Raw genomic sequence first — 21,164 nt, 5'->3', positions numbered from 1 at the left:
GCGTCATGCACGACAGCACGGTCCACCCACCCCACGTCTCGACCCCGTCGGTCAGTTGGTCCATGGCGGTCCAGGCGACCCTGCACTGCCTCACCGGTTGCGCCGTCGGCGAGGTGCTCGGCATGGCGATCGGGACGGCGGTGGGCCTGCCCGACGCCGGCACCGTCGTCCTGGCGGTCGCGCTGGCGTTCGTCTTCGGCTACGCCTTCACGATGCGCGGCGTCCTGCGCAGCGGGCTGACGCTGCGGGCGGCCGTCCGTGTCGCGCTGGCCGCCGACACCGTGTCCATCGCGGTCATGGAGCTCATCGACAACGCGGTGATGCTCACCGTCCCCGGCGCGATGGACGCCGGTCTGGGCAGCGCGGTGTTCTGGCTGTCCCTGGCCGGGGCCCTGGCCGTGGCCTTCGTGCTCACGGTGCCGGTCAACCGGTGGCTGATGAGCCGCGGGAAGGGCCACGCGGTGGTGCACCAGCTCCACTGACATTCGCCCGGGTCCACGACGACGGGGGCGGTCAGCCCGGTGGGGGCAGCTCCACCGTCACGTCGAGGCCACCGGCCGGCCGGGCGGTGGCCTCGATGTGCCCCTCGTGCGCCTGGGTGATCGACCGGGCGATGGTCAGCCCCAGCCCGACCCCGCCGCTGGTGTCCAGCCGGTCGCCGCGGGCCCGCCGGAACGGCTCGAAGAGCCGGGGCACGGACTCGGCGGGCACCAGCGGGCCGGTGTTGGTCACCTGCAGCACCGGCTGCCCGGGCGTCACGCGCAGGCAGACCTCGCCGCCGGGGACGTTGTACTTGATGCCGTTGTGCACCAGGTTGGCGATCAGGCGTTCCAGCAGCGCCGCCTCACCGGACACGGTCACCGGCTCCAGCGCCGTCTGCAGCCGGACCCCGGCCGCCCCGGCCAGCTGCTGGTAGACCGAGGCGACGTCGGCGGCGATGGCGTCCAGCCGCTGCGGGGTGCGGGCCACCACGGCCTGGTCGGTCTCGGCCAGCACCAGCAGGCCCTCGATGAGCGCCTCGTTGCGCTCGTTGGTGGTCAGCAGCTGCCGGGTGAGCAGCTCCAACTGGTCCGGGGTCGGGTCCCCGGACAGGCCGACCTCGATCAGGGTCCGCTGCAGCGCCAGGGGTGTGCGCAGCTCGTGCGAGGCGTTGGCGGCGAACCGGCGCTGGGCCTCGTAGCCCTCCATGACGCGGCCGAGCATCGCGTCGATGCCCCCGGCCAGCTGACCGAACTGACCGCGACGGGCGCGCACCCCGGTGCGCTCGGCGAGGTTCTGCGGCCCGAACCGCTGCACGGTGACGCTCAGCCGGCGCAGTGGCCGCCCGCTCCACACGGTCAGCCCGACCACCGCTGCCAGGACCAGTCCACTGACGAGGACCAGCAGGGCGCCGGCCTCGAGGGGGTCGTAGGTGACCGGGGAGCACCCGCTGGCGCCGACGTCCCGCCAGTCGTCCGAGCAGCGCAGGAACAACGAGTCGTAGAACACGGCGCGCCGGATGTTGGCCAGGTGCTGGAACGCCCACGGCAGGAAGAGGCCGCCGAGGAGCAGGCAGGTCAGCAGGCTGAGGGTGGTCCGGACGCGCAGGGTCAGCCGCACGGTCAGCCGCTGCCCAGGCGGTAGCCGACCCGGGGCACGGTGTGCACCACCGGCGGCTCGCCCAGCTTGCGCCGCAGCGTCATCACCGCGACCCGGACGGCGTTGGTGAAGGGGTCGGCGTGCTCGTCCCAGGCCTGCTCCAGTAGCTGCTCGGCGGTGACGACCTGGCCCTCGGCGCGCATGAGCACGGTGAGGACCGCGAACTCCTTGGGGGTCAGCGACAGCAGCCGGCCGTCCCGCGAGGCGGTGTGCCGCGGGACGTCGAGCACGATGCCGTGCTGGTCGAGCACCGGCGGCGTGGCCGCACCCGAGCGCCGTCCCAGCGCCTGCACCCGGGCGACCAGCTCGGCAAAGGCGAAGGGCTTGGTGAGGTAGTCGTCGGCGCCCAGGCTCAGCCCGTCCACCCGGTCCCGGATGCCGCCGGCCGCGGTGAGCATGAGCACCCGGACGCCGTCCCGGCTGGCCACGATGTGTCGGCACACCTCGTCCCCGGTGCGCCCGGGCATGTCCCGGTCGAGCACCGCCACGTCGTAGCGGTGCACGGAGACCAGCTCCAGGGCGGCGTCGCCGTCGTAGCAGACGTCGACGGCGATGGAGAGCCGGCGCAGCCCCTCGGCCACGGTCTCGGCGAGCAGCCGTTCGTCGTCGGCCACCAGCACGCGCATCAGGTCCCCTCCCGTCGCTGCCCCCGTCGGCGGCGACGTCCCCAGGATGCCTGCTGCGGGCATAAGGGCGGGATAAGGGGAACGCTGACGGCCGGATCACCGCCCGCCCCGGAACCTGCTCCCGTGACCGAGACCTCCCTGCTGCGCGCCCCCGTCAGCCGTGCCCCTCACGCGGAGGCGCCGACCACCTACCGCCACGGCCGGCCGGGTCGGCGCCGGCGCGGCCCCCGGCTCCTGGGTCTCGTCCTCTCCGTGGTCCTGGCCGGCTGGCTGGCGGCGCACACCGAGGTGGTGGACGTGTCGGCGCTGTGGGGCGACCCGCCGGTCGAGGCGGGCGGCGGGACCATCTCGGTGGTGGCGCTGGACGCCTCGGGGGACGAGCTGGTGCCCTCCGCCGCCGCGGGGGAGACACACTGGACCGCCTCGCTGGCCAAGCTCTTCGTCGTCCAGCAGCTGCTCGAGCGGGACGCCGCCGGCACGGTCACCCTGGACGGCGACGACCTGGTGCGGATGCAACGGGCCGTGGAGCTCTCCGACGACGAGGCGATGAACGTGCTGTGGGTCGAGTTCGGCGGCGCACAGCTGGTCACCGCCGCCGCCGCGGAGTTCGGGCTGGACGACACCGCTGCTCCCGAGCGGTCCGGGCAGTGGGGCGAGACGACCACCACGGCGGCGGACTACGCGACCTTCCTGGCCTCCCTCGACGCGCACCTGTCACCTGCGGACCTGGCCACGCTGACCACCTGGATGCAGTCGACCACCCCCACCGCCGCCGACGGGTTCGGCCAGTCCTTCGGGCTGCTGTCGGCCCAGGCGGACACCGACGGCGCGGTCGCGGCCAAGCAGGGCTGGATGTGCTGCCTGGAGGGCAGCCGCCAGCTGCACTCCACCGGGGTGCTCACCGACGGCCGGGTGGTCGTGCTGCTCGGCGAGTTCCCGGAGGACACCACCTGGGCGCAGGCGCAGCAGGCGTTGACCGACACCGCCGAGCAGGTGGTCGAGGGCTGACCGCCGCTCCCGCGCGGAACGGGAGCCGGCGGTGGCGGAGGACGCCGACCGCTGATCGGCGGCACGCAGCACATCGCCCAGCAGATGATTGAGATGACGTGTCGCAGGGCACAGCTGCTGCCGTGACCACTGTTCAGCGCGGGAACACCTACGCCGTGGGCTTCGCTCGTCCCGACCGCCGGTCCTGGGCCCAGCCGGCCGACCAGCCGATGTCCTGGCACGCGGTGGAGGCCCACCGTCCCTCCGACGAGCTCGACGGCGAGGTGGAGCTGGCCGTCTGCGGCGCCATCGTGCAGGTGTGGGGCTCCCAGGACTGGGACCGGCTCAGCTCCGGCCGGTCCGCCTGCGCCGAGTGCCGCCAGCGCACCACCGTGCCACTGCGGCACGCCGGCTGACCCCTCCGCTCACCGCCGCTCGAGGACCCCGCGCACGATCGCGGCCTGGCCGGCGTGCTGCAGGTCGTCGCCGATCACGCTGAGCAGCCGGACGCCGAGGGTCACCGGCGGGTCCCACCGCTCGTCGACGACCCGGTCGAGGTCCCCGGCCGACAGCGTGCGCAGGAACGCTGCGGTCCGGCGGTGCACCTCGGCGTGGTAGTCGACCAGCAACTGCGGGTCGGTGACGACGGTGGCCGCCACGTCGGCGCTGCTGAAGCCGTAGCCGATCGCGCCGGGCTCGAACGGGAGCCCGAACCGGTCCGCCCAGCCGTCGGCCGTGTACGCCTGCTCGGTCCCGGCCACCTCGGACACGTGGTCGTCCTGCACCCGGGTCAGGTGCCAGACCAGCCAGGCGATCGTGTTGGCGTCGGGGTCCAGGCGCGCGGTCAGCAGCGCCGGGTCGATCCCGTCGAGGGCACGGCGGACGACCTCCTCGACGTTGTCGAAGGCGGTCAGCAGCAGGTCACGGCTCTCCATGCCCGCGACCTACCCGCCCATCCGCCGGGGCACTCGCCGCCGGCTCAGGACAGCTCGACGACCCCGGTGACCAGCAGCGCCAGCGCGCCCAGGACGAGCAGCACGAGCAGTGCCAGCAGCACCATCGGGACGACGACCCAGCGCCGCTTGAACCGCAGCCGGCGCTGCTTGACCGCCTGCCGTCGCTCGTGCCGGCTGCGGGTCGGCGCCGCCTCCGCGTCCGCCCGGCGCCGCCCGGCGGCGTCCTTGGCCTGGTCGCGGGCGCCGCGCACGACGGTGGTCACCACCGCCTTGGACGAGGAGGCCAGCGCCAGCAGGTCGGCCAGGTCGAAGCGCTCGACCTGCCCGCCGCGCGCCGCCGCCTTCGCCCCGCCGGTCACCGGGGTGCGCGGGGCGGCCGGCTCGGCGTCCACCCCGGCGGCGACCTGCGCCAGCCCGCGCCGGGCCTCGGCTGCCGTCATCCGCGCGGCGGGGTCCTTGGTCAGCAGCCCGCTCAGCACCGGGCCCAGCGGGCCGGCGGCGGTGGTCGGCGCGGGCTCCTCGTCGACCACCGCCAGCAGCGTCGCCATCGGGGCACCGCGGTCGAACGGCGTGTGGCCCTCGACGGCGGTGTAGAGGGTGGCGCCCAGCGACCACAGGTCGATCGAGGGGGTGGACTCCTCGCCGCGGGCACGTTCGGGCGCCATGTAGGACGGCGAGCCGAGCACCGCCCCCTGGGTGGTGAGCGAGGAGTCGTCGGTGGAGGTGGCGATGCCGAAGTCGGTGAGGCAGGCGTGGCCGTCGCCGTCCACGAGCACGTTGCCCGGCTTCACGTCCCGGTGCACGATGCCCGCGGCGTGCGCGACCTCGATCGCCGACAGCACGTCCAGCCCGATCCGGGCGACGGCGGAGGGGCTCAGCGGACCGTCGTTCTCCAGGACCTGCTGGAGGCTGCGGGAGCGCACGTGCTCCATCACCAGCCACGGCCGGCCGTCCTCCTCGACGACGTCGTGGACGGTGACCACGTGCGGGTCGTCCAGCCGGGCGGCGGCCCGGGCCTCGCGCAGGGTGCGCTCGCGCAGCACGGCGCGCTCGTCGTCGGTCAGGTGCACCGGGTAGGTGATCTCCTTGAGCGCGACCTCTCGCTGCAGCACCTGGTCGGTGGCCTGCCAGACCACGCCCATGCCGCCCCGGCCGAGCTCGGCGCCCAGCAGGTAGCGCCCGCCGACGAGCCGCTCACCCGCTCCGGGCCCGGTCGTCATGATCAGATGGGTGCTCCGTGCACGACCTGGCCAAACGCCGTGCGCCCGGGCGGTAGGTTGCGCGCAGCGTCCGACCCGGTGGGAGATCCGTGTTCCTCCTCATCTCCCGGCTGACCCGCCTGCTGGGCAGCCGGTTGCGCGGCTGGCGGTTGCCGCTGGCCGTGATCGTGCTGGTGTTCCTCACCAGCTGGCTGGCGATGGCGCTGGTGGAGCCGGCCGGCAGCGAGATCGCCGCGCCGGGCAACTACTGGTGGTACTTCGTCGTCACGGCCGCCACCGTCGGTTACGGCGACTTCTTCCCGGAGTCGGGCGCCGGGCGGCTGGTGGGCACGTACGTCATCGTCGGCGGGATCGTCACGCTGACCCTGCTGTTCTCGCGGCTCGCCGACTACCTGCAGTCGGTCCGCGGCAAGCGTCTGAGGGGTGTGGGAGCACTGGAGCTCACCGGTCACGTCGTCGTCCTGGGGTACCTGCCCGGCCGGACCGAGCGGATGCTCGCCGAGCTGCACGCGGAGAACGCCACCCCGATCGTGCTGTGCGCGTGGGACGAGGTGGGGGAGAACCCGGTCCCCGAGGACCCGGTGGTGTCCTTCGTCCGCGGCGACCTCACCCACGCCGACGTCATGACCCGCGCCTGCGTCGACCGGGCGCGCACGGTGATCGTCGACGGCCGCGACGACAACGAGACCCTGGCCATCGCCGTCGCCGTCGAGCACGCCAACCCCGGCGTGCACACCGTCGCGGCGCTGCGCGACCTCGGCCGGCGCGACAACCTGCGCTACGTCAACCCCGGGATCGCCTGCGTGCAGTGGCACATGCCCACGCTGATCACCGAGGAGGCGCTGGACCCCGGCATCACCGAGGTCTACAGCGACCTGATGAGCGCCGGCGGGCACGGCAACACCTACTCGCTGCGGCTGCCGTCCGGGCACGGGTTCACCGCCTTCGGCGACTGCCAGACCCACCTGGGACGGCGGTTCGGGGCCACCGTGCTCGCCGTCCGCACCGCCGGCGGGCTCACGGTCAGCCCGCCGTGGGACACCCCGATCGGTGAGGGGACGACGCTGTACTACGTGGGCCGCGGACGCATCGACACCCGTGACCTGGTCGCCCGCTGAGGCCGCTCAGGCGTCGGCGGGCAGCAGGGTGCTGAGCATCCGGGCGGACATCTCCACCAGCGGGAGGTGTCGGGCCAGCGAGCGCGGCTGGGCACGGCCCGAGACCCCGCACAGGGTCCCGAAGAGCGCGCCCGAGCGGGTGACCAGCGGGACGCCCACGTAGGCGGCCACCCGCTCGCCGTGCAGCGCCACCAGGTCCTGGTAGGCCGGGACGGCGGCGGCGACGGTGGCCACCCGGGGCCCGGAGCCGCTGACCATCGAGTGGCAGAAGGACTGCGCCCAGGGGACCGCGGTGCCGGACGGGACGGCCTCCCGGGGATGGGAGAGCAGCACGTGCTGGTGGGGCGGCTGGACCCGGGTCACCATCCAGGCGTCCAGACCGACGGTGCGGTGCAGGAACCCCAACGAGGCGCGGGCGGCGGCCGTCCAGTCCTCGAAGGGGACGACGTCGTCCACCACGAGAGCGAGCATGCCCCGATGGTCCTCCCCGCCGGCGCCGCCCGGGAGGGCCTGCAGTCACCTTTCGACCCCCGTGCGTCACACCCGCCCCACACCGCCCTGCTGTACACAGGACGGGTGGCTGACGACGACCCCCGGTCCGTGGACGACGGGACGCAGCTGCACCGCCCCGGGCCGGTGCGCTGGCTCGGCTACGCCATGGGCGCGGGGCTGCCCGAGCGCCACCGCGCCTGGGTGCTGCACGACACGACGGCCGCCACCTGGGGCCAGCGGCACCTGGCGCGGGCGCTGGTGCAGATGTCGGTGCCGGTCGCACTGGTGCTCGTCCTGGTGCCCGGGCCGTTCTGGATCCGCGGCATGACCGCACTGGGTGGGCTGCTGCTCGGGTTGATCTTCTCCTTCGCCTACATCACCGAGACCACCGAGCACCGGGTGAAGAAGGCCGGCTTCCCGCCGGGCACCGCCCAGGCCGTGCGCGACCAGGCCGCGGTGGGCCGGACCGCGGCGGAGTCGGAGCGGCGACGCGCAGCGGCGGAGAAGCGGGCCGCCCGCTACCGGCAGCGCCAGGGCCGCTGACTCACCGGTCGAAGAGGGTCACCGCGCTGGGCGTGACGGTGAACGGGTTGGCCCACTCCGAGGCGGCCGGGGTGATCGGCTGGGCGTCGGTCACCACCAGGAACGGCGTGCCCGGGTAGATCGCCAGCACCCGGCTGGGGGAGCCCAGCTCCTCGGTGCGCTCGAGCAGCTCGCCCCGGCGCAGCTGTTGCGTCGTCCGGCGTCCGGTCAGCGGCTCGCCCACGGCGGCGACCCACTGGGCGCCGTCGGCGTCGAAGGTGATCGACGCGACCCGCTGCCCGGCCGGGGCCGGCTCGCAGCCGGCGAACTCGGCCAGGGCGTCGTAGAGCCGTTCGGCCTGCTCGTCGTCGCTGGCCCGCGGGAGGAAGAAGGCGACCATGACGACCATCCTCGCGCGACCCACCGACAGTCCGGGGACCGGCGGCTGCACCACGGTCCCGGCGACGTCGACCGAACTCGGTGAGGACGACGGCAGCGCGACGGCGAGCGTGCGGACGAGCCGGCGCGGCCAGTGGCTCGACGCGGACGGCCGGACCGCCGGCCACGCCAACTCCGGCACGCCGGGCCCGTACAGACGGGTGGACACCCACGACCGGCAGGACGCGGTGCCGAGGACCAGCCAGGTCCCTGGCCTCGTCGCGCCGCTGACCTGGGCCCTTGGTCCCTGGGCGCTGCCGGCGGACTGATCAGGCCAGCCGGGCGCGGATGAGCTCGTCCTCCTTGCGCAGCACGACGGTCATCAGCTCGCGGACGGCGTTCTCCGCCTGCCTGCCGACCAGCGGGGCGTCGACCCGGACGTCGCCGGTGACCGTCGCGCGGGTGCCACCGGCCTCGGGGCGCAGCCGCCGCTCGCCGGTCACCCGGACCTCGCGGCCGAAGACCTCCGACTGCACGTCCAGGGGGGAGCGGTGGCCGCCCTCGCCGTCCGGTGTCCAGGTGGAGCGCTCGACGACGGCGACCGATGAGCCGACGAACCGGGCGAAGACCGGCGGGATGCCGGCAGTGGGTGCCGAGAGCCGGGTGGTGGTGGCGGAGCCGCTGACCGTGACCTCCTGCACCTGGGCGTCCAGCGCCGCGGCGCGGTCGCGGAGGAACTGCTCGTCGGTGAGGACGGCGAGCACGGTGTCGGGGGAGGCGGGGTAGCTGACGCTGGAGTCGAGGGGCACGTGCTCATCCTCAGCCGGAGGGCACCGACCTGCCGGTCAGCGCGGTTCGCGCAGGTGCCAGGCCCGGGTGAGCAGCTTCCGGGCCTCCTCGACGGCGGCCTCGGCCTGCGTCTGCGCCTGCGCGGCCAGGTCGCCCAGGCGGAGCGTCGCCTGCTGCTCGGTGTGGGCGGCGGCGTTGTGCTCCCGGCACAGCGACGTGCCCTGGTACGCCGTCACGGCCGGGTGCTCGCGCCCGTCGCCGGCCAGGCAGGCGCTGCACCACCCGAGCGGACGGGGGACGCGGTTCTTGTCAGCCATGCCCGGACTCTAGATCGACGGCGTCCCGGTCACCCGCGCTCGGAGGGCGCCTCCGTGGTCCGGTGCCGGCGGCGCACCGAGGTGGTGCCCAGGGAGGCGGCGAGCTCCATGCCGGACAGGTCCTCGGTGAACGGGGGGGGGGTTCCGCTCCTCGGCCAGGGCCCGGGACCGGGTCGCCAAGGTGTGCGCCGACAGCGGCCCGGACGACGGTCGGTCGCGTCGGTCCGCAGGGACAGCGGGCAGCCCACCCCGGACCTCGCCGACGCGACGAGGCCCCGCCCGCCAGCTGGACGCTGGCGGGCGGGGCCGGCTCGTGCGGAGCGCTGATCAGCGCGGGTTGGTGTTCCGCACCGCAGTCAACCGCGCCACCAGGGTCGCTGCGGACGCCGTGACCGTCGGGACCGGCGAGACGAGCGACCAGCGCTGCCCGCAGCGAGCGGCGTCCGGCGTGACCTGCTCGATGGCGACGCCGACACCCGTTGCGTCACCGCGCACCGCGACCGCCTTGCTGCTCGTCCGGTTGATCAGCTGGTAGGCGCCGCCGGCCACGGGGATCAGCTTGAACTCGGCGTTGGGGCTGCCGTTGTCGTAGTACTGGCTGAGGGCCACGCCGTCGGCGGAGGAGGTCCACGGGAGGCTCATCGTGGTGTTGTGCGCGACGTTGATCAGCTTGTGGTGACCGCCGGACGTGGCGGACACCCTCCACTGCTGGGACGCGGCGCCGCTGTCGGCGGCGGTCTTGAGGTTGCCCCTGCCGGCGGGTGCGTCGATGGCCGTGCGTGAGCAGGCGTTGACCAGCCGGTAGGTGCCGTTGGCGACGGGCGGGGCGACGGGTGCGGTCACGGGCGGGGCGATCGGTGCGGTCACGGGCGGGGCGACCGGTGCGGCGACGGGCGGGGCGACGGGCGGGGTGACGGGTGCGGCCACGGGCGGGGTGACGGGTGCGGTCACGGGCGGGGCGACGGGTGCAGCGACGGCCGATGGGAGCGCCCGCACCTCGACACGGTCGACGAGCAGCTGCGCGGGCTGAGTGGGGGCCACCACCTCGGCGCCACTGCGACTGTCGTTGGCCAGGTTGAGGATCAACCAGTTGGGCCGCATGACGTCGGGGCCGAAGCCCCACTGCTTGCCCGGGTCCTTGGTGTAGACCTGCCCGCACTGCACGTCGTCGAGCAGGAACGTGACCCGCCCGGGTTCGATGCGCGCGGAGTACTTGTGGAACCCGCTGGTCAGGTTCGCGGCGGGGCAGTAGTGGTCGGTGCCGTGGTAGCTGGGTGAACCCCAGGTGTGACCGACGGCGTGGTACGCCTCGGGCCAGGTGGAGTAGAACTCCATGGCGTCGGCCTCGCCGAGCGGGAGCACGTCGCGGCCGTCGGTGTTGTTGTTCAGCGACCAGAACGCCGGCCAGTAGCCGGCCTCGGCTGGCTGCTTGACCCAGGCGGACATGGTGCCGTAGACGAACCCGAACTTGGCGCCGGTCCGGATCGCGGACCCGGCACCGGGCTTGGCGGGGATGACCAGCTGGCCGGACCCGTTGAGGGTCTCGTTGTCGCCGGGCTTGATGTTGCCGTAGGCGGCGGAGGAGTTGTACGTCTCGACCGAGAAGTCCTCCCACTTCGTGCGGTCGAACGATGCACCGGCCGCGCCGGTGAAGTCGTCCTCGAAGAGGATCGCGCCTGGTTCCGCGGCGGCCGCAGGTGTGGGGTGCAGAGCGACCGGGGCCGCGATGGCTGCGCCGATGAGGGCAGTGACCGTGAGGGCACGAACGCGCCGTCCGAGGCTCATGACGCGCTGCGCGAGTCGACGAGGAGCTGGGCGGTCGTCGCGGCGTCGGCGTGGACCCGCCCGGCCGGGGTGGTGGTCGTCCAGCACTGGGCGTCGTCGAGCTCGAGGGCGGTGCGACGGCTGCCGGCGAGGCGGCAGCGCAGGTCGGCGTACACGGTCAGGGTCCTCCGAGGCGGTTGGGGATGGGGAGGTCGACTGCTCCGGCTCACGGCGGCGACCCGGTCGACGAGCGCGACGAGGGGCGCGTCGGGGAGCTCGATCTCCTCGGCGGAGACCTGCCGGCGGTCGGCGTCGAACGCGGTGACGGTGTCGGTGGTCACGGGCGTCCTCTCGTCAGGCGGAGCAGCGGAAGGCAAGGCGGGGGGTGGGTGTCGTCGCCGTCGAGGGCGGACGTGGTCGGCGGCAGCAGTGACGCCGGAGCGGTGGGACGTGAGCACAGGCGCGAAGCCGTGCCGGGGTCAGTCGTACGTTGCTCCCAGTGACGGTGCCACTACCGAGAGCTGTTCGCCAGCAGCTGGCTGACGGCTGATGCCGATGGGTTGCGTGTTACCGGTGGGGCGAACTCCGACCGCGGAGGAGGCGAGGTGGGTCGGCCGACGAAGTGCCGCCGTCGACCCCGGGCCCCACTGCCCGAACGGCACCAGGACCTCGTCGGGTCGACGGACCCGGTCGGGGTCCGGTGCGTGGTCACGGGAGTCCGCGTCGGTCGGGGTCCGGGACGCCGTCACCGGACCCCGGCACTGCGCCTGGCGTCGACGGGGAGCCACGGGGTGAGCCGGACCATCAGGTCGGCGACGAGGTCTGCGGTGGGGCGGGTGGGGCTCGAACCCACGACCCAGGGATTATGAGTCCCATGCTCTGACCGGCTGAGCTACCGCCCCAGGTGTCCACGCTAACGGTGTCGTCAGAGCGGTCGTCGAGGTGCTCCGTCCTCCGCGACAGATGGACGATCCCAGGTGGGATCGTCCACGTGTCGCAACAAGATCGTCGCTGAGCTGCGAAGATGCGCGTCTCGCTGGACCACTCGCGTCCCAGACGTCTCAGCGGGAGCAACTCGGGCTGGCGCTACCGGGTCATGATCCGGCAAACTCTCAACCGGTCGCTCTGAGAGCCGCCGAGGTACGAGAGCAGTCCACCGCACGACAGGTCCGTTGGGGAAGACGGAGTCAGTCGAGTCGATGGAGGTGCGCCGTGCAGCGGTCAACCCAGGGTGTCGTCTTCGTGCACTCGTGCCCGAAGGCTCTCTGCCAGCATGTCGAGTGGGCGCTCGAGCGCGTCGTCGGCGCGCCGGTGTCCCTGTCATGGGCTGACCAGCCCATGGCGCACGGTGCCTACCGTGCCGAGGTCGCCTGGACGGGGGTCCCCGGTACCGGGGCGAAGCTGGTCGCTGCCCTCAAGCAGTGGCCGATGCTGCGCTTCGAGGTCACCGAGGAGGCCAGCCACGGCAACGACGGCGAGCGCATGTCCTACGTGCCCGGCCGCGGCGTGCACCGCTCCCCGGTGAGCGCCAACGGCGACCTCGTCATCAGCGAGCAGCAGCTGCGGCACCTGGCGGCCACCGCCTCCTCGGTCGAGGCCTTCCGGCACGGCGTGGACACGCTGCTGGGCGCCGCCTGGGACGAGGACCTCGAGGCCTACCGCCACGCCGGCGACGCCGCCCCCGTCACCTGGCTGCACCAGGTCGTCTGAGGGAGGACCCTGCCGCCCCCACGCCTCGCAGGCTCGGCGCGGGGCCCTGCGGCAGGGCCGGTCCACCGCGTGCTGCCGTGGCGGACCAGCACCACGGACTGCGGCCCGGCCCCCTCCGCAGAGGGGCCGGGCCGCGTCACGTCCGTCGTCAGAGCGGGATGTTGCCGTGTGCCCCGCGGCCGGACGGCGCCTCGGCCAGTGCGGCCACCAGCCGGCGCTTGGTGTCCGAGGGGTCGACGACCTCGTCCACCACGCCGATCTCCTGGGCCTTGGCCACACCCCCGGCGATCGCCTCGTGCTCGGCGGCCAGCTGCGCGTGCAGCGCCTCCCGCTCACCGGGCTGCGCCGCGGCCAGCTTCTTGCGGTGCAGGATCCCGACTGCGGCCTTGGCGCCCATGACGGCCACCTCGGCGCCGGGCCAGGCGAACACCGCGGTCGCGCCCAGCGAGCGGGCGTTCATCGCGATGTAGGCACCGCCGTAGGACTTGCGGGTCACCAGCGTCACCCGCGGCACCACCGCCTCGGCGAAGGCGTGCAGCAGCTTGGCGCCGCGGCGCACGACGCCGTCCCACTCCTGGCCCACGCCGGGCAGGTAGCCGGGGACGTCGACCAGCACGACCAGCGGCACCCCGAAGGCGTCGCACATCCGCACGAAGCGGGCGGCCTTCTCCGCCGAGGCGGAGTCCAGGCAGCCGCCGAGTCGCAGCGGGTTGTTGGCCACGACGCCCACGGTGCGCCCGGCGAGCCGGCCCAGCGTGGTGACGACGTTGGGCGCGAAGCGGGGGTGCAGCTCCAGGCCGGGGCCGTCGAGCAGCTGGGCGACCAGCGGCTTGACGTCGTAGGCGCGGTTGCGCTGCTCGGGCAGCAGGCTCATCAGGTCGACGGCCGGCTCGCCCTCGGCGGGGGCGAAGGTGCCCTGGGCGGCGAGCAGGTCGACCGCCGTCCGGGCCGTCTCCAGCGCCTCCGCCTCGCTCTCGGTCACCACGTGGACGACGCCGGAGCGCCGGCCGTGGGTGTCGGGCCCACCGAGCTGCTCCTGGTCGACGTTCTCGCCGGTGACCGAGCGGACGACGTCCGGGCCGGTCACGAAGACGCGGCCAGCCGGGCTCATGATCACCAGGTCGGTCAGCGCCGGGCCGTACGCGGCGCCACCGGCAGCGGCACCCAGGACCACGGAGACCTGCGGGATCCGGCCCGAGGCGCGGACCATCGCGGCGAACACCTCACCGACCGCGTGCAGGGCGACGACGCCCTCGGCCAGCCGCGCACCGCCGGAGTGCCAGATGCCCACGACCGGCACCCGCTCCCGCAGGGCGGCGTCGATGGCGTCGACGATGTGCCGGCACCCGTCCAGGCCCATCGCCCCGCCCATGATCGTGGCGTCGGTGCAGTAGGCGATCGCCGGCGAGCCGGCCACCGTGCCGCGGGCGGCCAGCACGCCGGAGGTGTCGCGGGCGGCGAGCAGCTGCAGCGACCCGGCGTCGAAGAACTGCGCGAGGCGGTGCTCGGGGTCCCGGGGGTCGACGGTGGTGGCAGGGGGGTCGGCGTGCACGGTGGTCATGAACAGCTCCTCAGAGCGAGAGGCGGTTCGGCCCCCTTGCAGGGGCCCGCCGCGAGCGAGCGAGTGGTGGGGGGCGAGGGGGTCCTTCGTCTAGGCCTTCGTGAACACCACGGCCATGTTGTGGCCGCCGAAGCCGAACGAGTCGTTGAGGACGGCGTCGAAGGTCGCCTTGCGGGCCTCGCCCCGGACGATGTCCAGCGCCTGCACGGCCGGGTTGTCGTCGAGGTCGTCGAGGTTCGCCGTCGCCGGCACGACCTGGTCGCGCAGCGCCAGGATGGCGAACACCGACTCCAGCGCACCGGCGGCACCCAGCAGGTGGCCGGTCTGGCTCTTCGTGGCGGTGACCAGGGTGTGGTCACCGATCGCGTCGTGGATGGCGGTCGCCTCGGCGGTGTCACCGAGCGGCGTGGAGGTGGCGTGGGCGTTGACGTGGCCGATCTCGGCGGCGGTCAGCCCGGCGTCGCGGATGGCCGCGCCGATCGCGCGGGCAGCACCCTCGCCCTCAGGGTGCGGGGCGACGAGGTCGTAGCCGTCGGAGGTGCCGGCGGCACCGGCGAGCGTGGCGTAGACCTTCGCGCCGCGGGCCCTGGCGGCGTCGGCGCGCTCGAGCACGAGCGCCGCAGCGCCCTCACCGAGGATGAAGCCGTCGCGGCCCTTGTCGAAGGGGCGCGAGGCGCGCTCGGGCTCGTCGTTGCGGGTGCTCATGGCGCGCATCGCGGCGAAGCCGGCCATCGGGAGGGGGTGCACGCAGGCCTCGGTGCCACCGACCACGACCATGTCGGCGCGGCCCAGGCGCAGCAGGTCCAGGCCCCAGCGGATGGCCTCGGCACCGGAGGCGCAGGCACTGACCGGGGCGTGCACGCCGGCGCGGGCGCCGACGGCCAGCCCGACGGCGGCAGCCGGGCCGTTGGGCATGAGCATCGGGATGGTGAAGGGGGAGACGCGCTTGGGGCCCTTCTCCTCCAGGATGTCGTCCTGGTCCAGCAGGGTCAGCGCGCCGCCGATGCCGGTGCCGAAGACGACGGCGATCCGCTCGGGGGCGACGCCGGAGTCGGCACCCGCGGCGTCGCGCCAGGCCTCCTCGGCGGCGACGACGGCGACCTGCTGGCTGCGGTCGAGCCGGCGCATGCGCACCCGGTCGAGGGTCTCGCCGGGCTCGCTGGCCAGGCGGGCGACGAGCTGGGCCGGGAACTGCCCGGCCCAGTCGTCGGTGATGCGGCTGACCCCGGACCGGCCGGCCAGCAGTGCCTCCCAGGTGGAGGGCACGTCCCCACCGAGGGGCGTGGTGGCACCGAGCCCGGTGACGACGACGTCGGCGGTGGGCGTGCTCATGGGGACGTTCCTTCCTGGGACTGTCTGGCCGGTCGGCCGGGGGGAGTGCTGGATCGGCCCCGTCGCAGGGTCCCGGGGCGTGCGGAGCGCGTCCTGGGGGGCGACGGGGTCCTTCATCAGCCCTGGTTCTTCTCGATGTAGGACATGGCGTCGCCGACGGTCTTGATGTTGGCGAGCTCGTCGTCGGGGATGGCGACGCCGAACTTGTCCTCGACCGCGGTGGCGATCTCGACCATGGACAGCGAGTCGACGTCCAGGTCGTCGGTGAAGGACTTCTCCGGGGTGGCGTCGGCGGGGGTCACGCCGGCCACCTCCTCCAGGATCTCGCCGAGGCCGGCCTGGATCTCTGCAGTGCTGGGCACGTGGGGGTCCTCTCTGTGCTGGATGTGGCGGCGGCCCTCACGAGCTGTCGCCGTCGACCGGGACGGGTGTCCCGGCGAGGTCGGAGTGTGTCAGGGGAGGCGGAGGACCTGGCCGGCGAAGGTGAGGCCGGCGCCGTAGCCCAGCACCAGCACCAGGTCGCCGGACCCGGCCTCGCCGGACTCCTGCAGCGCGGTGAGCGCCAGCGGGATGGAGGCGGCCGAGGTGTTGCCGGACTGGACGATGTCGCGGGCGATGACGGTGTCCTCGGACAGGCCGAGCTTCTTGGCCATCGACTCGACGATCCGCAGGTTGGCCTGGTGCGGGGCGAAGACGTCGATGTCGGCGGCGGTGACCCCGGCGGCGTCCATCGCCTCGACGAGGGTCTCGGTGAGCTTGGTGGTCGCCCACCGGTAGACGGCCTGGCCGGCCATGGTCATGGTCGAGCTGCCGGCGGCGATCTCGATGGCGCTGTACTGGTCGCCGTCGCTGCCCCACACGGCCGGGCCGATGCCGGGGGAGTCGGAGGCGCCGACCACGGCCGCACCCGCGCCGTCGGCGAAGATCACCGCGGTGGTGCGGTCGGTGAGGTCGGTGACGTCGGTGAGCCGCTCGACCCCGACCACCAGCACGTTGCGGGCGTCCCCGCTGCGGATGGCGTCGCTGGCCACGCCCAGGGCGTAGCAGAACCCGGCGCACCCGGCGTTGAGGTCGAAGGCGCCCGGCCGGGGGATGCCGAGGCGGTGGGCGACCTGCGGGCCGATGCCCGGGATCGGCGCGGTGAGGCTGGCGCTGGCCAGGATGACCAGGTCGACGTCCTCGGGGTCCAGGCCGCTGGCGGCCAGCGCCTTGCCACCGGCGGCGACGGCCATCTCGACCAGCGTCTCGTCCTCCGAGGCCCAGCGGCGCTCGGCGATGCCGACGCGGCTCTGGATCCACTCGTCGTTGGTGTCCATCATCGTGGCCAGCTCGTCGTTGGTGACGCGGCGGCGCGGCCGGTAGGACCCGAGGCCCAGGATCTGCGCGCCGGGTGCGCCCTTGCGCAGGGTGATGGGGGTCATCGGGACTCCTCCGGGTAGAGACGGGCGAGCGGGTCTCCGGCGTCCACGAGGTCGCCGTCCTGCACGAGCCACTCGGCGAGCACGCCGTCGTACCCGGCGGAGACGACGACCTCCTCACGGCGGCTGCGGATGCGGCCCAGCGGGGTGCCGGCCGGTACGTGGGTGCCCTCGGGCACCTCGGCCGGGACGACGGTCCCGCGGGCCGGGGAGACGACCACGCGCCAGTCGGGGGAGTGCTCGGCCTCGGCGCGACCGCGCTCGGCGGCGATGAGCTCGCGGGCGCGCTCCAGCTCGGCCGGGCCGGTCAGCGCCAGCACCTCGATGCCGGCGCCCTTCCACTCCCGCTTGGCCAGGCCGGCCAGGGCGCCGGCCGGGGGCAGCTCGAGCACCGCGGTGACCCCGAGGTCGCGCAGGGTGGCCAGGCACGCGTCGAAGCGCACCGGGCTGGTGACCTGGCTGACCAGCCGGGAGACGACCTCGGCACCGCTGGTGACCGCGGCGCCGTCGGCGTTGGACAGCAGCAGCCGGCTCGGGTCGGCCGGGCGCAGGCCACCGACGAGGGCCTCGAGCTCCTCGCGGGCCGGTGCCATGTAGGAGGTGTGGAAGGCCCCGGCGACCGACAGCGGCACGACCCGGGCCTTGGCGGGCGGGTCGGCCTTGAGCGCGGCCAGCCCCTCGAGTGAGCCGGCGGCGACCACCTGCCCGCCGCCGTTCATGTTGGCCGGCACGAGCCCGTGCTGTTCGATCGCGGCGAGCACCTCGTCGGCGTCGCCGCCCAGGACGGCGGACATGCCGGTCGGCGTCTGCGCGCAGGCGCGGGCCATGGCCCGGCCGCGGACGGCGGTCAGCGCGATGGCGGCCTCGACCGACAGCACGCCGGCCAGCGCGGCCGCGGTGAGCTCGCCGACGCTGTGGCCGGTGATCACGACGTCCCGGCCGGCCTGCGGGGAGTGGACGACCGGGCCGGGCATGCCGCCCAGCTCGCGGGCGATGAACAGGCTCATCGCGACGACCAGCGGCTGGGTCACCGCGGTGTCCTTGATGGCCTCGGCGTCACCGGTGGTGCCGAGCCCCAGGAGGTCGGCGTCGGCGATCGCTCCGGCCCAGCGGAAGAAGGACTCGGCGCCCGGGAGGTCGAGCCACTCGGTGAGCATCCCGGGCTTCTGGGCCCCCTGACCGGGGGCGAGGACGGCGAGCACATGTTCACCGTGCCATTCCGGCGGCGCGCGCGGGCTGGCATCGCCCACGAACAACACCCGTGGATCTTTGGAGGATCCCTACAACTGCGACCGCGTCAACCGCGCGCGCGGCCGCGTGTCGGTGGGTGAGGCCACAACTGGGGCGGTCAGTTCCAGAGCGAGCGGTCGCCCTCGAGCTGCGCGAGGGCGAGGGCCAGCTGCAGCGTCCAGGCCCCGCGCGGGTCGGTCGCGGAGCACCCGGTGAGCTCGGCGGCGCGCTTGAGCCGGTAGCGCACGGTGTTGGTGTGCACGAACAGCGCGCGGGCGCTGGCCTCCAGGTTGCCCCCGGTGCCCAGCACGGTGCGCACCGTCTCCAGCAGCTCACCGCCGGCGTCCTGCAGCGGGGAGGCGACCCGCTCCGACAGCGCGGCCCGGGCCAGCGGGTCGCCGTCCAGGGCGCGCTCGGGCAGCAGGTCCTCGGCCTCCACGGGCCGGGGTGCGTCGGGCCAGGCGGCCGCGGCGCGGAGCCCGGCCAGTGCGGCGGTCGCGGACTCCCCGGCACGGGCCAGCGACTCGACCCGGGGACCCCGCACGACCGGGCCCGGCCCGAACTCCCGGCAGACCCGGCCGGTCACCGCAGCCGGGTCCGCGGCCCCGCCCAGGACGACGACCAGCTCGTCGGCGTGCACCCCGACCAGCACCTCGCAGCCCAGCGACCGGGCGGCCCGCCGGACGGCGGCGCGGGCGTCCTGCCCGTCCGGCGGCGCGGACCCCACCAGCACGAACACCGGCTCGGTCTCCGCCCAGCCCAGCGCGGCGGCCCGGCCGGGCAGCTCCTCGGAGCGGTCGCCGCGCACCAGGGCGTCGACGACGAGCGCCTCCAGCCGGGCGTCCCAGGCGCCGCGGTTCTCCGCGAAGCTGGCGTACACGTGCGCGGCGGCGAAGGCGATCTCCCGGCTGAACTGCAGCACGGTCAGCCGCAGCCGGTCGGCGTCCCCGGGCTCGGCGACCTGTCCGACCCGGTCCTCGACGACCTCGACGGTGACCTTGATCAGGTCGACCGAGCGCTTGAGCGGGACGGCGTGCATCAGCTCGCGGGGCGCGGCGCCGAACACCTCACCGGTCAGCTTCGGCGGACGGCCGGGGTTGCGGCACCACTCGACGAGGGAGGCGATCCCGGCCTGGGCCACCAGGGTCACCCAGGAGCGCTGGGCCGCCGGCATCGCCCGGAACCAGGACAGCTCCTCGTCCATCCGGGCCACGGCCTGCGTCGCCAGGGCGCCCGAGGCGCGCTCGAGCCGGCGCAGCGTCGCCTCCGAGGGGGCGTTCTCCCCGCTCCGTCCGGCTGCGTCCATGCCCCGAGCCTGTCACGGGCCGGGTCGTCGGGGATCGTGGAGCGCGTGCACACCGCCCGTCCGGGTCGGCCGACGGCGGTCGTCGCCCTCTGCCTCACGGTGCTCGCGCTGCTCGGCTGGGCCGTCAGGGCCGGGGCCGGGCCGGTGCTGCGGGTGGACCGGGCGGTCAGCGAGGCCCTGTACGCCGGCGACGACCGGTCCGGGCTGCACGAGGCGGCGCTGCAGGTGGCCACCGCGCCCGGCTCCTCGGCGTTCCGGGCGGTCGTCGTCCTGGCGGCGCTGGTCTGGCTGGTGCGGCGGCGCGCGTACCGGACCGCCGGCTGGGTGCTGGCCGCCACCGTGCTGGTGGGGCCGCTGACCACGCTGCTCAAGGAGCTGGTCGGGCGGCCGCGCCCGCAGTTCGCCCAGGGCGGTGCGGAACTGGACTCGCTGAGCTTCCCCAGCGGGCACGCCTCGGGCGTGGCCACGCTGGTCACCGTCGCGCTGGTGGTCGCCTGGCCGCTGCTGTCACCGGCCGGACGCCGCCGGGCGGCGGTCGCCGGGGTGCTGCTCGCGCTGCTCGTGGGGTGCACCCGGATGTGGCTGGGCGTGCACTTCCTGTCCGACGTCCTCGGCGGCTGGGCGCTGGGGGTGGCCTGGTCGCTGCTGGTCGCGGTTGCGGCCCGCGCGCTGCCGGGCAGGCTGACCCGATGAGCTCACGGGTGCTGCTGGAGCCGGACGACGGGTCGCTGGGCCCGCTGCTGCGGATGGCCGACGACCGGCTGGGTGCCGACGCCGGTTACGGGTGGCACGCGCACGCCGACGTCGACGTGGTCGCGGTGCTCCTGACCGGCTCACTGCGCCACGCCTGGGGGCGGGAGGCGGTGCTGGGGCCCGGGGACGTCGCGGTGCTGCGGGCCGGGCGCGGGCTGGAGCACGACGAGGTGGCCGGCGCCGGCGGGGCGCACGTCGTCCAGACGTACCTGCGGGCGGCCGCCCCGGGTGCGCAGCCGGCACACGACGTCCTGCTGCGGCCCAGCGGCTGGGTCGACCTGGGCCGCCCCGATGCCCGGCTGTGGGTCGGGATCGCCGGGCCCGGCGTGCCGGACGGGCTGCAGGTGGTCGTCCGCGGTGACGAGGTGCTCGTGGGCCCGGAGCCCGGCGACGGCGACCGGGTGCTGGTCTGGCAGCTGGACGCCGCGCGGCCGGCGTGGGCGTCAGAGGACTGAGAACCCCGTCGTCCGGCCGGTCGCGGCCAGCAGGAGCGCTCCGGCCTGCCCGCTGGTGACTGCGAGCCCGGCCACCAGGGACAGCGCCTCGGCGGCCGGCAGCGCGGGCACGTCGAGCGGCTCACCGAGTGCCCGGGCGAGGTCGAGGCCGTGCACCACCAGCTCGAACGTCCGGGTCGGCAGGTAGTCGGCCAGCCGCATGCCGCCGGCGATCGTCGTCAGGAGCTCGGTCCCGTCGCAGGTGCCGACCAGGGTGAGCACCCGCGCGGCGATCTCGTGCAGGGCGGCGGCAGGAGTGGCACCCAGCGCGGCGCCGGCGTCCCGTCCGCGCGCGGCGACGTCCGGGGAGGACGCGATCGCCCGGGTGGCCGCGTAGTAGTCCGCCGGCGAGCCCACCTCGACGGTGGCGGCGGGCCGGGCGAGGTAGCTCTCCACCGTGAGGAAGGACCGGCTGGTGTGGCCGACGAGGGCGCGCACGTCCCACTCGCCGAGGCCGGGCGCCGTCCACCGGTCGCCCACCCGGTCGACCGTGGACAGGAACCAGTGCGCGGCCTCGGTGGACGATCGGCGGCTGTCGTCCCAGGACATGCGC

At 74.6% G+C, this 21,164-nt stretch carries 25 protein-coding genes and 1 tRNA gene; 8 read left to right on the top strand and 18 right to left on the bottom strand.

All coding sequences use genetic code 11. The annotated features are described in order from the left end of the window. Nucleotides 1–62 precede the first annotated feature (62 nt). On the top strand, nucleotides 63–482 hold the full coding sequence (locus O2W14_RS06510) for a DUF4396 domain-containing protein (RefSeq protein WP_269175264.1): 420 nt from the start codon (nucleotides 63–65) through the stop codon (nucleotides 480–482). Between the two features lie 31 nt (nucleotides 483–513). On the opposite strand, the gene O2W14_RS06505 is transcribed toward O2W14_RS06510, so the two are convergent. Continuing rightward, the gene (locus tag O2W14_RS06505) at nucleotides 514–1,599 is read right to left on the bottom strand and encodes a HAMP domain-containing sensor histidine kinase (protein WP_269175263.1); all 1,086 of its coding nucleotides are present in this window, start codon (nucleotides 1,597–1,599) and stop codon (nucleotides 514–516) included. 2 nt (nucleotides 1,600–1,601) lie between these two features. Continuing rightward, the gene (locus O2W14_RS06500; RefSeq protein ID WP_269175262.1) at nucleotides 1,602–2,264 is read right to left on the bottom strand and encodes a response regulator transcription factor; all 663 of its coding nucleotides are present in this window, start codon (nucleotides 2,262–2,264) and stop codon (nucleotides 1,602–1,604) included. 123 nt (nucleotides 2,265–2,387) lie between these two features. On the opposite strand from O2W14_RS06500, the gene O2W14_RS06495 reads away from it, so the two are divergent. After that, a complete protein-coding gene (locus O2W14_RS06495; RefSeq protein ID WP_269175261.1) occupies nucleotides 2,388–3,272 on the top strand; it encodes a serine hydrolase in 885 nt (294 codons plus the stop codon). 122 nt (nucleotides 3,273–3,394) lie between these two features. Further along, nucleotides 3,395–3,667 carry a hypothetical protein gene (locus O2W14_RS06490; RefSeq protein ID WP_269175260.1) on the top strand — a complete coding sequence of 91 codons (273 nt, stop codon included), beginning with the start codon at nucleotides 3,395–3,397 and terminating at the stop codon, nucleotides 3,665–3,667. Nucleotides 3,668–3,676: 9 nt separating this feature from the next. Here the strand turns inward: O2W14_RS06490 and O2W14_RS06485 are convergent, their stop codons facing one another. Together O2W14_RS06485 and O2W14_RS06480 are read right to left on the bottom strand one after the other, a co-directional pair. Then, nucleotides 3,677–4,186: a mycothiol transferase gene (locus O2W14_RS06485; protein WP_269175259.1), complete on the bottom strand. Its 510-nt coding sequence runs from the start codon at nucleotides 4,184–4,186 to the stop codon at nucleotides 3,677–3,679. A 44-nt stretch (nucleotides 4,187–4,230) separates the two neighbouring features. Beyond that, the gene (locus tag O2W14_RS06480) at nucleotides 4,231–5,427 is read right to left on the bottom strand and encodes a serine/threonine-protein kinase (RefSeq protein WP_269175258.1); all 1,197 of its coding nucleotides are present in this window, start codon (nucleotides 5,425–5,427) and stop codon (nucleotides 4,231–4,233) included. Between the two features lie 89 nt (nucleotides 5,428–5,516). Between O2W14_RS06480 and O2W14_RS06475 the strand changes: the two genes are divergently transcribed. Next, the gene (locus O2W14_RS06475) at nucleotides 5,517–6,545 is read left to right on the top strand and encodes an ion channel (RefSeq protein ID WP_269175257.1); all 1,029 of its coding nucleotides are present in this window, start codon (nucleotides 5,517–5,519) and stop codon (nucleotides 6,543–6,545) included. A gap of 6 nt (nucleotides 6,546–6,551) precedes the next feature. Here O2W14_RS06475 and O2W14_RS06470 read toward each other — a convergent pair whose 3' ends face one another. Then, on the bottom strand, nucleotides 6,552–7,016 hold the full coding sequence (locus O2W14_RS06470; RefSeq protein ID WP_269175256.1) for a histidine kinase: 465 nt from the start codon (nucleotides 7,014–7,016) through the stop codon (nucleotides 6,552–6,554). Nucleotides 7,017–7,121: 105 nt separating this feature from the next. Between O2W14_RS06470 and O2W14_RS06465 the strand changes: the two genes are divergently transcribed. Continuing rightward, complete coding sequence (locus O2W14_RS06465; protein WP_269175255.1) at nucleotides 7,122–7,580, top strand: DUF5313 family protein; 459 nt, start codon at nucleotides 7,122–7,124, stop codon at nucleotides 7,578–7,580. A gap of 1 nt (nucleotide 7,581) precedes the next feature. On the opposite strand, the gene O2W14_RS06460 is transcribed toward O2W14_RS06465, so the two are convergent. From O2W14_RS06460 to O2W14_RS06435, 6 genes are all read right to left on the bottom strand, one after another. After that, nucleotides 7,582–7,959 carry a hypothetical protein gene (locus O2W14_RS06460; protein ID WP_269175254.1) on the bottom strand — a complete coding sequence of 126 codons (378 nt, stop codon included), beginning with the start codon at nucleotides 7,957–7,959 and terminating at the stop codon, nucleotides 7,582–7,584. Between the two features lie 307 nt (nucleotides 7,960–8,266). Beyond that, complete coding sequence (locus tag O2W14_RS06455) at nucleotides 8,267–8,746, bottom strand: DUF2505 domain-containing protein (RefSeq protein ID WP_269175253.1); 480 nt, start codon at nucleotides 8,744–8,746, stop codon at nucleotides 8,267–8,269. A gap of 36 nt (nucleotides 8,747–8,782) precedes the next feature. Beyond that, nucleotides 8,783–9,043 (bottom strand): hypothetical protein, encoded by a 261-nt coding sequence (locus tag O2W14_RS06450; protein WP_269175252.1) that lies wholly within the window; start codon nucleotides 9,041–9,043, stop codon nucleotides 8,783–8,785. A gap of 327 nt (nucleotides 9,044–9,370) precedes the next feature. Then, nucleotides 9,371–10,828, bottom strand: a complete 1,458-nt coding sequence (locus O2W14_RS06445) for an RICIN domain-containing protein (protein ID WP_269175251.1) — start codon at nucleotides 10,826–10,828, stop codon at nucleotides 9,371–9,373. Beyond that, on the bottom strand, nucleotides 10,825–11,148 hold the full coding sequence (locus O2W14_RS06440; protein ID WP_269175250.1) for a hypothetical protein: 324 nt from the start codon (nucleotides 11,146–11,148) through the stop codon (nucleotides 10,825–10,827). Before O2W14_RS06440 ends, O2W14_RS06445 begins: the two co-directional genes overlap by 4 nt. Before the next feature lie 487 nt (nucleotides 11,149–11,635). Continuing rightward, a tRNA-Ile gene (locus O2W14_RS06435) sits at nucleotides 11,636–11,709 on the bottom strand. A 61-nt stretch (nucleotides 11,710–11,770) separates the two neighbouring features. Here O2W14_RS06435 and O2W14_RS06430 point away from each other — a divergent pair. Beyond that, nucleotides 11,771–12,517 (top strand): DUF3145 domain-containing protein, encoded by a 747-nt coding sequence (locus O2W14_RS06430; RefSeq protein WP_269175249.1) that lies wholly within the window; start codon nucleotides 11,771–11,773, stop codon nucleotides 12,515–12,517. 148 nt (nucleotides 12,518–12,665) lie between these two features. Here O2W14_RS06430 and O2W14_RS06425 read toward each other — a convergent pair whose 3' ends face one another. The 6 genes from O2W14_RS06425 to O2W14_RS06400 form a co-directional block, all read right to left on the bottom strand. After that, nucleotides 12,666–14,078 carry an acyl-CoA carboxylase subunit beta gene (locus O2W14_RS06425; protein WP_269175248.1) on the bottom strand — a complete coding sequence of 471 codons (1,413 nt, stop codon included), beginning with the start codon at nucleotides 14,076–14,078 and terminating at the stop codon, nucleotides 12,666–12,668. 90 nt (nucleotides 14,079–14,168) lie between these two features. Beyond that, on the bottom strand, nucleotides 14,169–15,410 hold the full coding sequence (locus O2W14_RS06420) for a beta-ketoacyl-[acyl-carrier-protein] synthase family protein (RefSeq protein ID WP_269175247.1): 1,242 nt from the start codon (nucleotides 15,408–15,410) through the stop codon (nucleotides 14,169–14,171). 116 nt (nucleotides 15,411–15,526) lie between these two features. Then, a complete protein-coding gene (locus tag O2W14_RS06415) occupies nucleotides 15,527–15,772 on the bottom strand; it encodes an acyl carrier protein (RefSeq protein ID WP_163610644.1) in 246 nt (81 codons plus the stop codon). A 90-nt stretch (nucleotides 15,773–15,862) separates the two neighbouring features. Further along, entirely contained in the window at nucleotides 15,863–16,831 is a 969-nt protein-coding gene (locus O2W14_RS06410) for a beta-ketoacyl-ACP synthase III (protein WP_269175246.1), read from the bottom strand. After that, on the bottom strand, nucleotides 16,828–18,030 hold the full coding sequence (locus O2W14_RS06405; protein WP_269175245.1) for an acyltransferase domain-containing protein: 1,203 nt from the start codon (nucleotides 18,028–18,030) through the stop codon (nucleotides 16,828–16,830). Before O2W14_RS06405 ends, O2W14_RS06410 begins: the two co-directional genes overlap by 4 nt. A 146-nt stretch (nucleotides 18,031–18,176) precedes the next feature. Continuing rightward, a complete protein-coding gene (locus O2W14_RS06400; RefSeq protein ID WP_269175244.1) occupies nucleotides 18,177–19,364 on the bottom strand; it encodes a PucR family transcriptional regulator in 1,188 nt (395 codons plus the stop codon). Between the two features lie 45 nt (nucleotides 19,365–19,409). On the opposite strand from O2W14_RS06400, the gene O2W14_RS06395 reads away from it, so the two are divergent. Both O2W14_RS06395 and O2W14_RS06390 read left to right on the top strand, forming a co-directional pair. Further along, a complete protein-coding gene (locus tag O2W14_RS06395; RefSeq protein ID WP_269175243.1) occupies nucleotides 19,410–20,057 on the top strand; it encodes a phosphatase PAP2 family protein in 648 nt (215 codons plus the stop codon). After that, entirely contained in the window at nucleotides 20,054–20,572 is a 519-nt protein-coding gene (locus tag O2W14_RS06390) for a pirin family protein (protein ID WP_269175242.1), read from the top strand. The genes O2W14_RS06395 and O2W14_RS06390 overlap by 4 nt, the downstream gene beginning before the upstream one ends. On the opposite strand, the gene O2W14_RS06385 is transcribed toward O2W14_RS06390, so the two are convergent. Beyond that, nucleotides 20,561–21,160 (bottom strand): maleylpyruvate isomerase N-terminal domain-containing protein, encoded by a 600-nt coding sequence (locus O2W14_RS06385; protein ID WP_269175241.1) that lies wholly within the window; start codon nucleotides 21,158–21,160, stop codon nucleotides 20,561–20,563. The two genes, O2W14_RS06390 and O2W14_RS06385, sit on opposite strands and share 12 nt — an antisense overlap. Nucleotides 21,161–21,164: the final 4 nt, after the last annotated feature.

It is taken from the genome of Modestobacter sp. VKM Ac-2986, assembly GCF_026967795.1.
In the GTDB taxonomy this organism is placed as follows: Bacteria; Actinomycetota; Actinomycetes; order Mycobacteriales; family Geodermatophilaceae; genus Modestobacter.
This window is presented reverse-complemented; position numbering and strand designations above follow the sequence as displayed.

What these genes read in the sequence shown, in the direction of transcription:
- O2W14_RS06450 (WP_269175252.1), bottom strand. Translation starts at nt 9,043, where the DNA reads ATGGCTGACAAGAACCGCGTCCCCCGTCCGCTCGGGTGGTGCAGCGCC.
- O2W14_RS06385 (WP_269175241.1), bottom strand. Translation starts at nt 21,160, where the DNA reads ATGTCCTGGGACGACAGCCGCCGATCGTCCACCGAGGCCGCGCACTGG.
- O2W14_RS06480 (WP_269175258.1), bottom strand. Translation starts at nt 5,427, where the DNA reads ATGACGACCGGGCCCGGAGCGGGTGAGCGGCTCGTCGGCGGGCGCTAC.
- O2W14_RS06460 (WP_269175254.1), bottom strand. Translation starts at nt 7,959, where the DNA reads ATGGTCGCCTTCTTCCTCCCGCGGGCCAGCGACGACGAGCAGGCCGAA.
- O2W14_RS06425 (WP_269175248.1), bottom strand. Translation starts at nt 14,078, where the DNA reads ATGACCACCGTGCACGCCGACCCCCCTGCCACCACCGTCGACCCCCGG.
- O2W14_RS06500 (WP_269175262.1), bottom strand. Translation starts at nt 2,264, where the DNA reads ATGCGCGTGCTGGTGGCCGACGACGAACGGCTGCTCGCCGAGACCGTG.
- O2W14_RS06470 (WP_269175256.1), bottom strand. Translation starts at nt 7,016, where the DNA reads ATGCTCGCTCTCGTGGTGGACGACGTCGTCCCCTTCGAGGACTGGACG.
- O2W14_RS06445 (WP_269175251.1), bottom strand. Translation starts at nt 10,828, where the DNA reads ATGAGCCTCGGACGGCGCGTTCGTGCCCTCACGGTCACTGCCCTCATC.
- O2W14_RS06485 (WP_269175259.1), bottom strand. Translation starts at nt 4,186, where the DNA reads ATGGAGAGCCGTGACCTGCTGCTGACCGCCTTCGACAACGTCGAGGAG.
- O2W14_RS06400 (WP_269175244.1), bottom strand. Translation starts at nt 19,364, where the DNA reads ATGGACGCAGCCGGACGGAGCGGGGAGAACGCCCCCTCGGAGGCGACG.
- O2W14_RS06390 (WP_269175242.1), top strand. Translation starts at nt 20,054, where the DNA reads ATGAGCTCACGGGTGCTGCTGGAGCCGGACGACGGGTCGCTGGGCCCG.
- O2W14_RS06510 (WP_269175264.1), top strand. Translation starts at nt 63, where the DNA reads ATGGCGGTCCAGGCGACCCTGCACTGCCTCACCGGTTGCGCCGTCGGC.
- O2W14_RS06430 (WP_269175249.1), top strand. Translation starts at nt 11,771, where the DNA reads ATGGACGATCCCAGGTGGGATCGTCCACGTGTCGCAACAAGATCGTCG.
- O2W14_RS06410 (WP_269175246.1), bottom strand. Translation starts at nt 16,831, where the DNA reads ATGACCCCCATCACCCTGCGCAAGGGCGCACCCGGCGCGCAGATCCTG.
- O2W14_RS06420 (WP_269175247.1), bottom strand. Translation starts at nt 15,410, where the DNA reads ATGAGCACGCCCACCGCCGACGTCGTCGTCACCGGGCTCGGTGCCACC.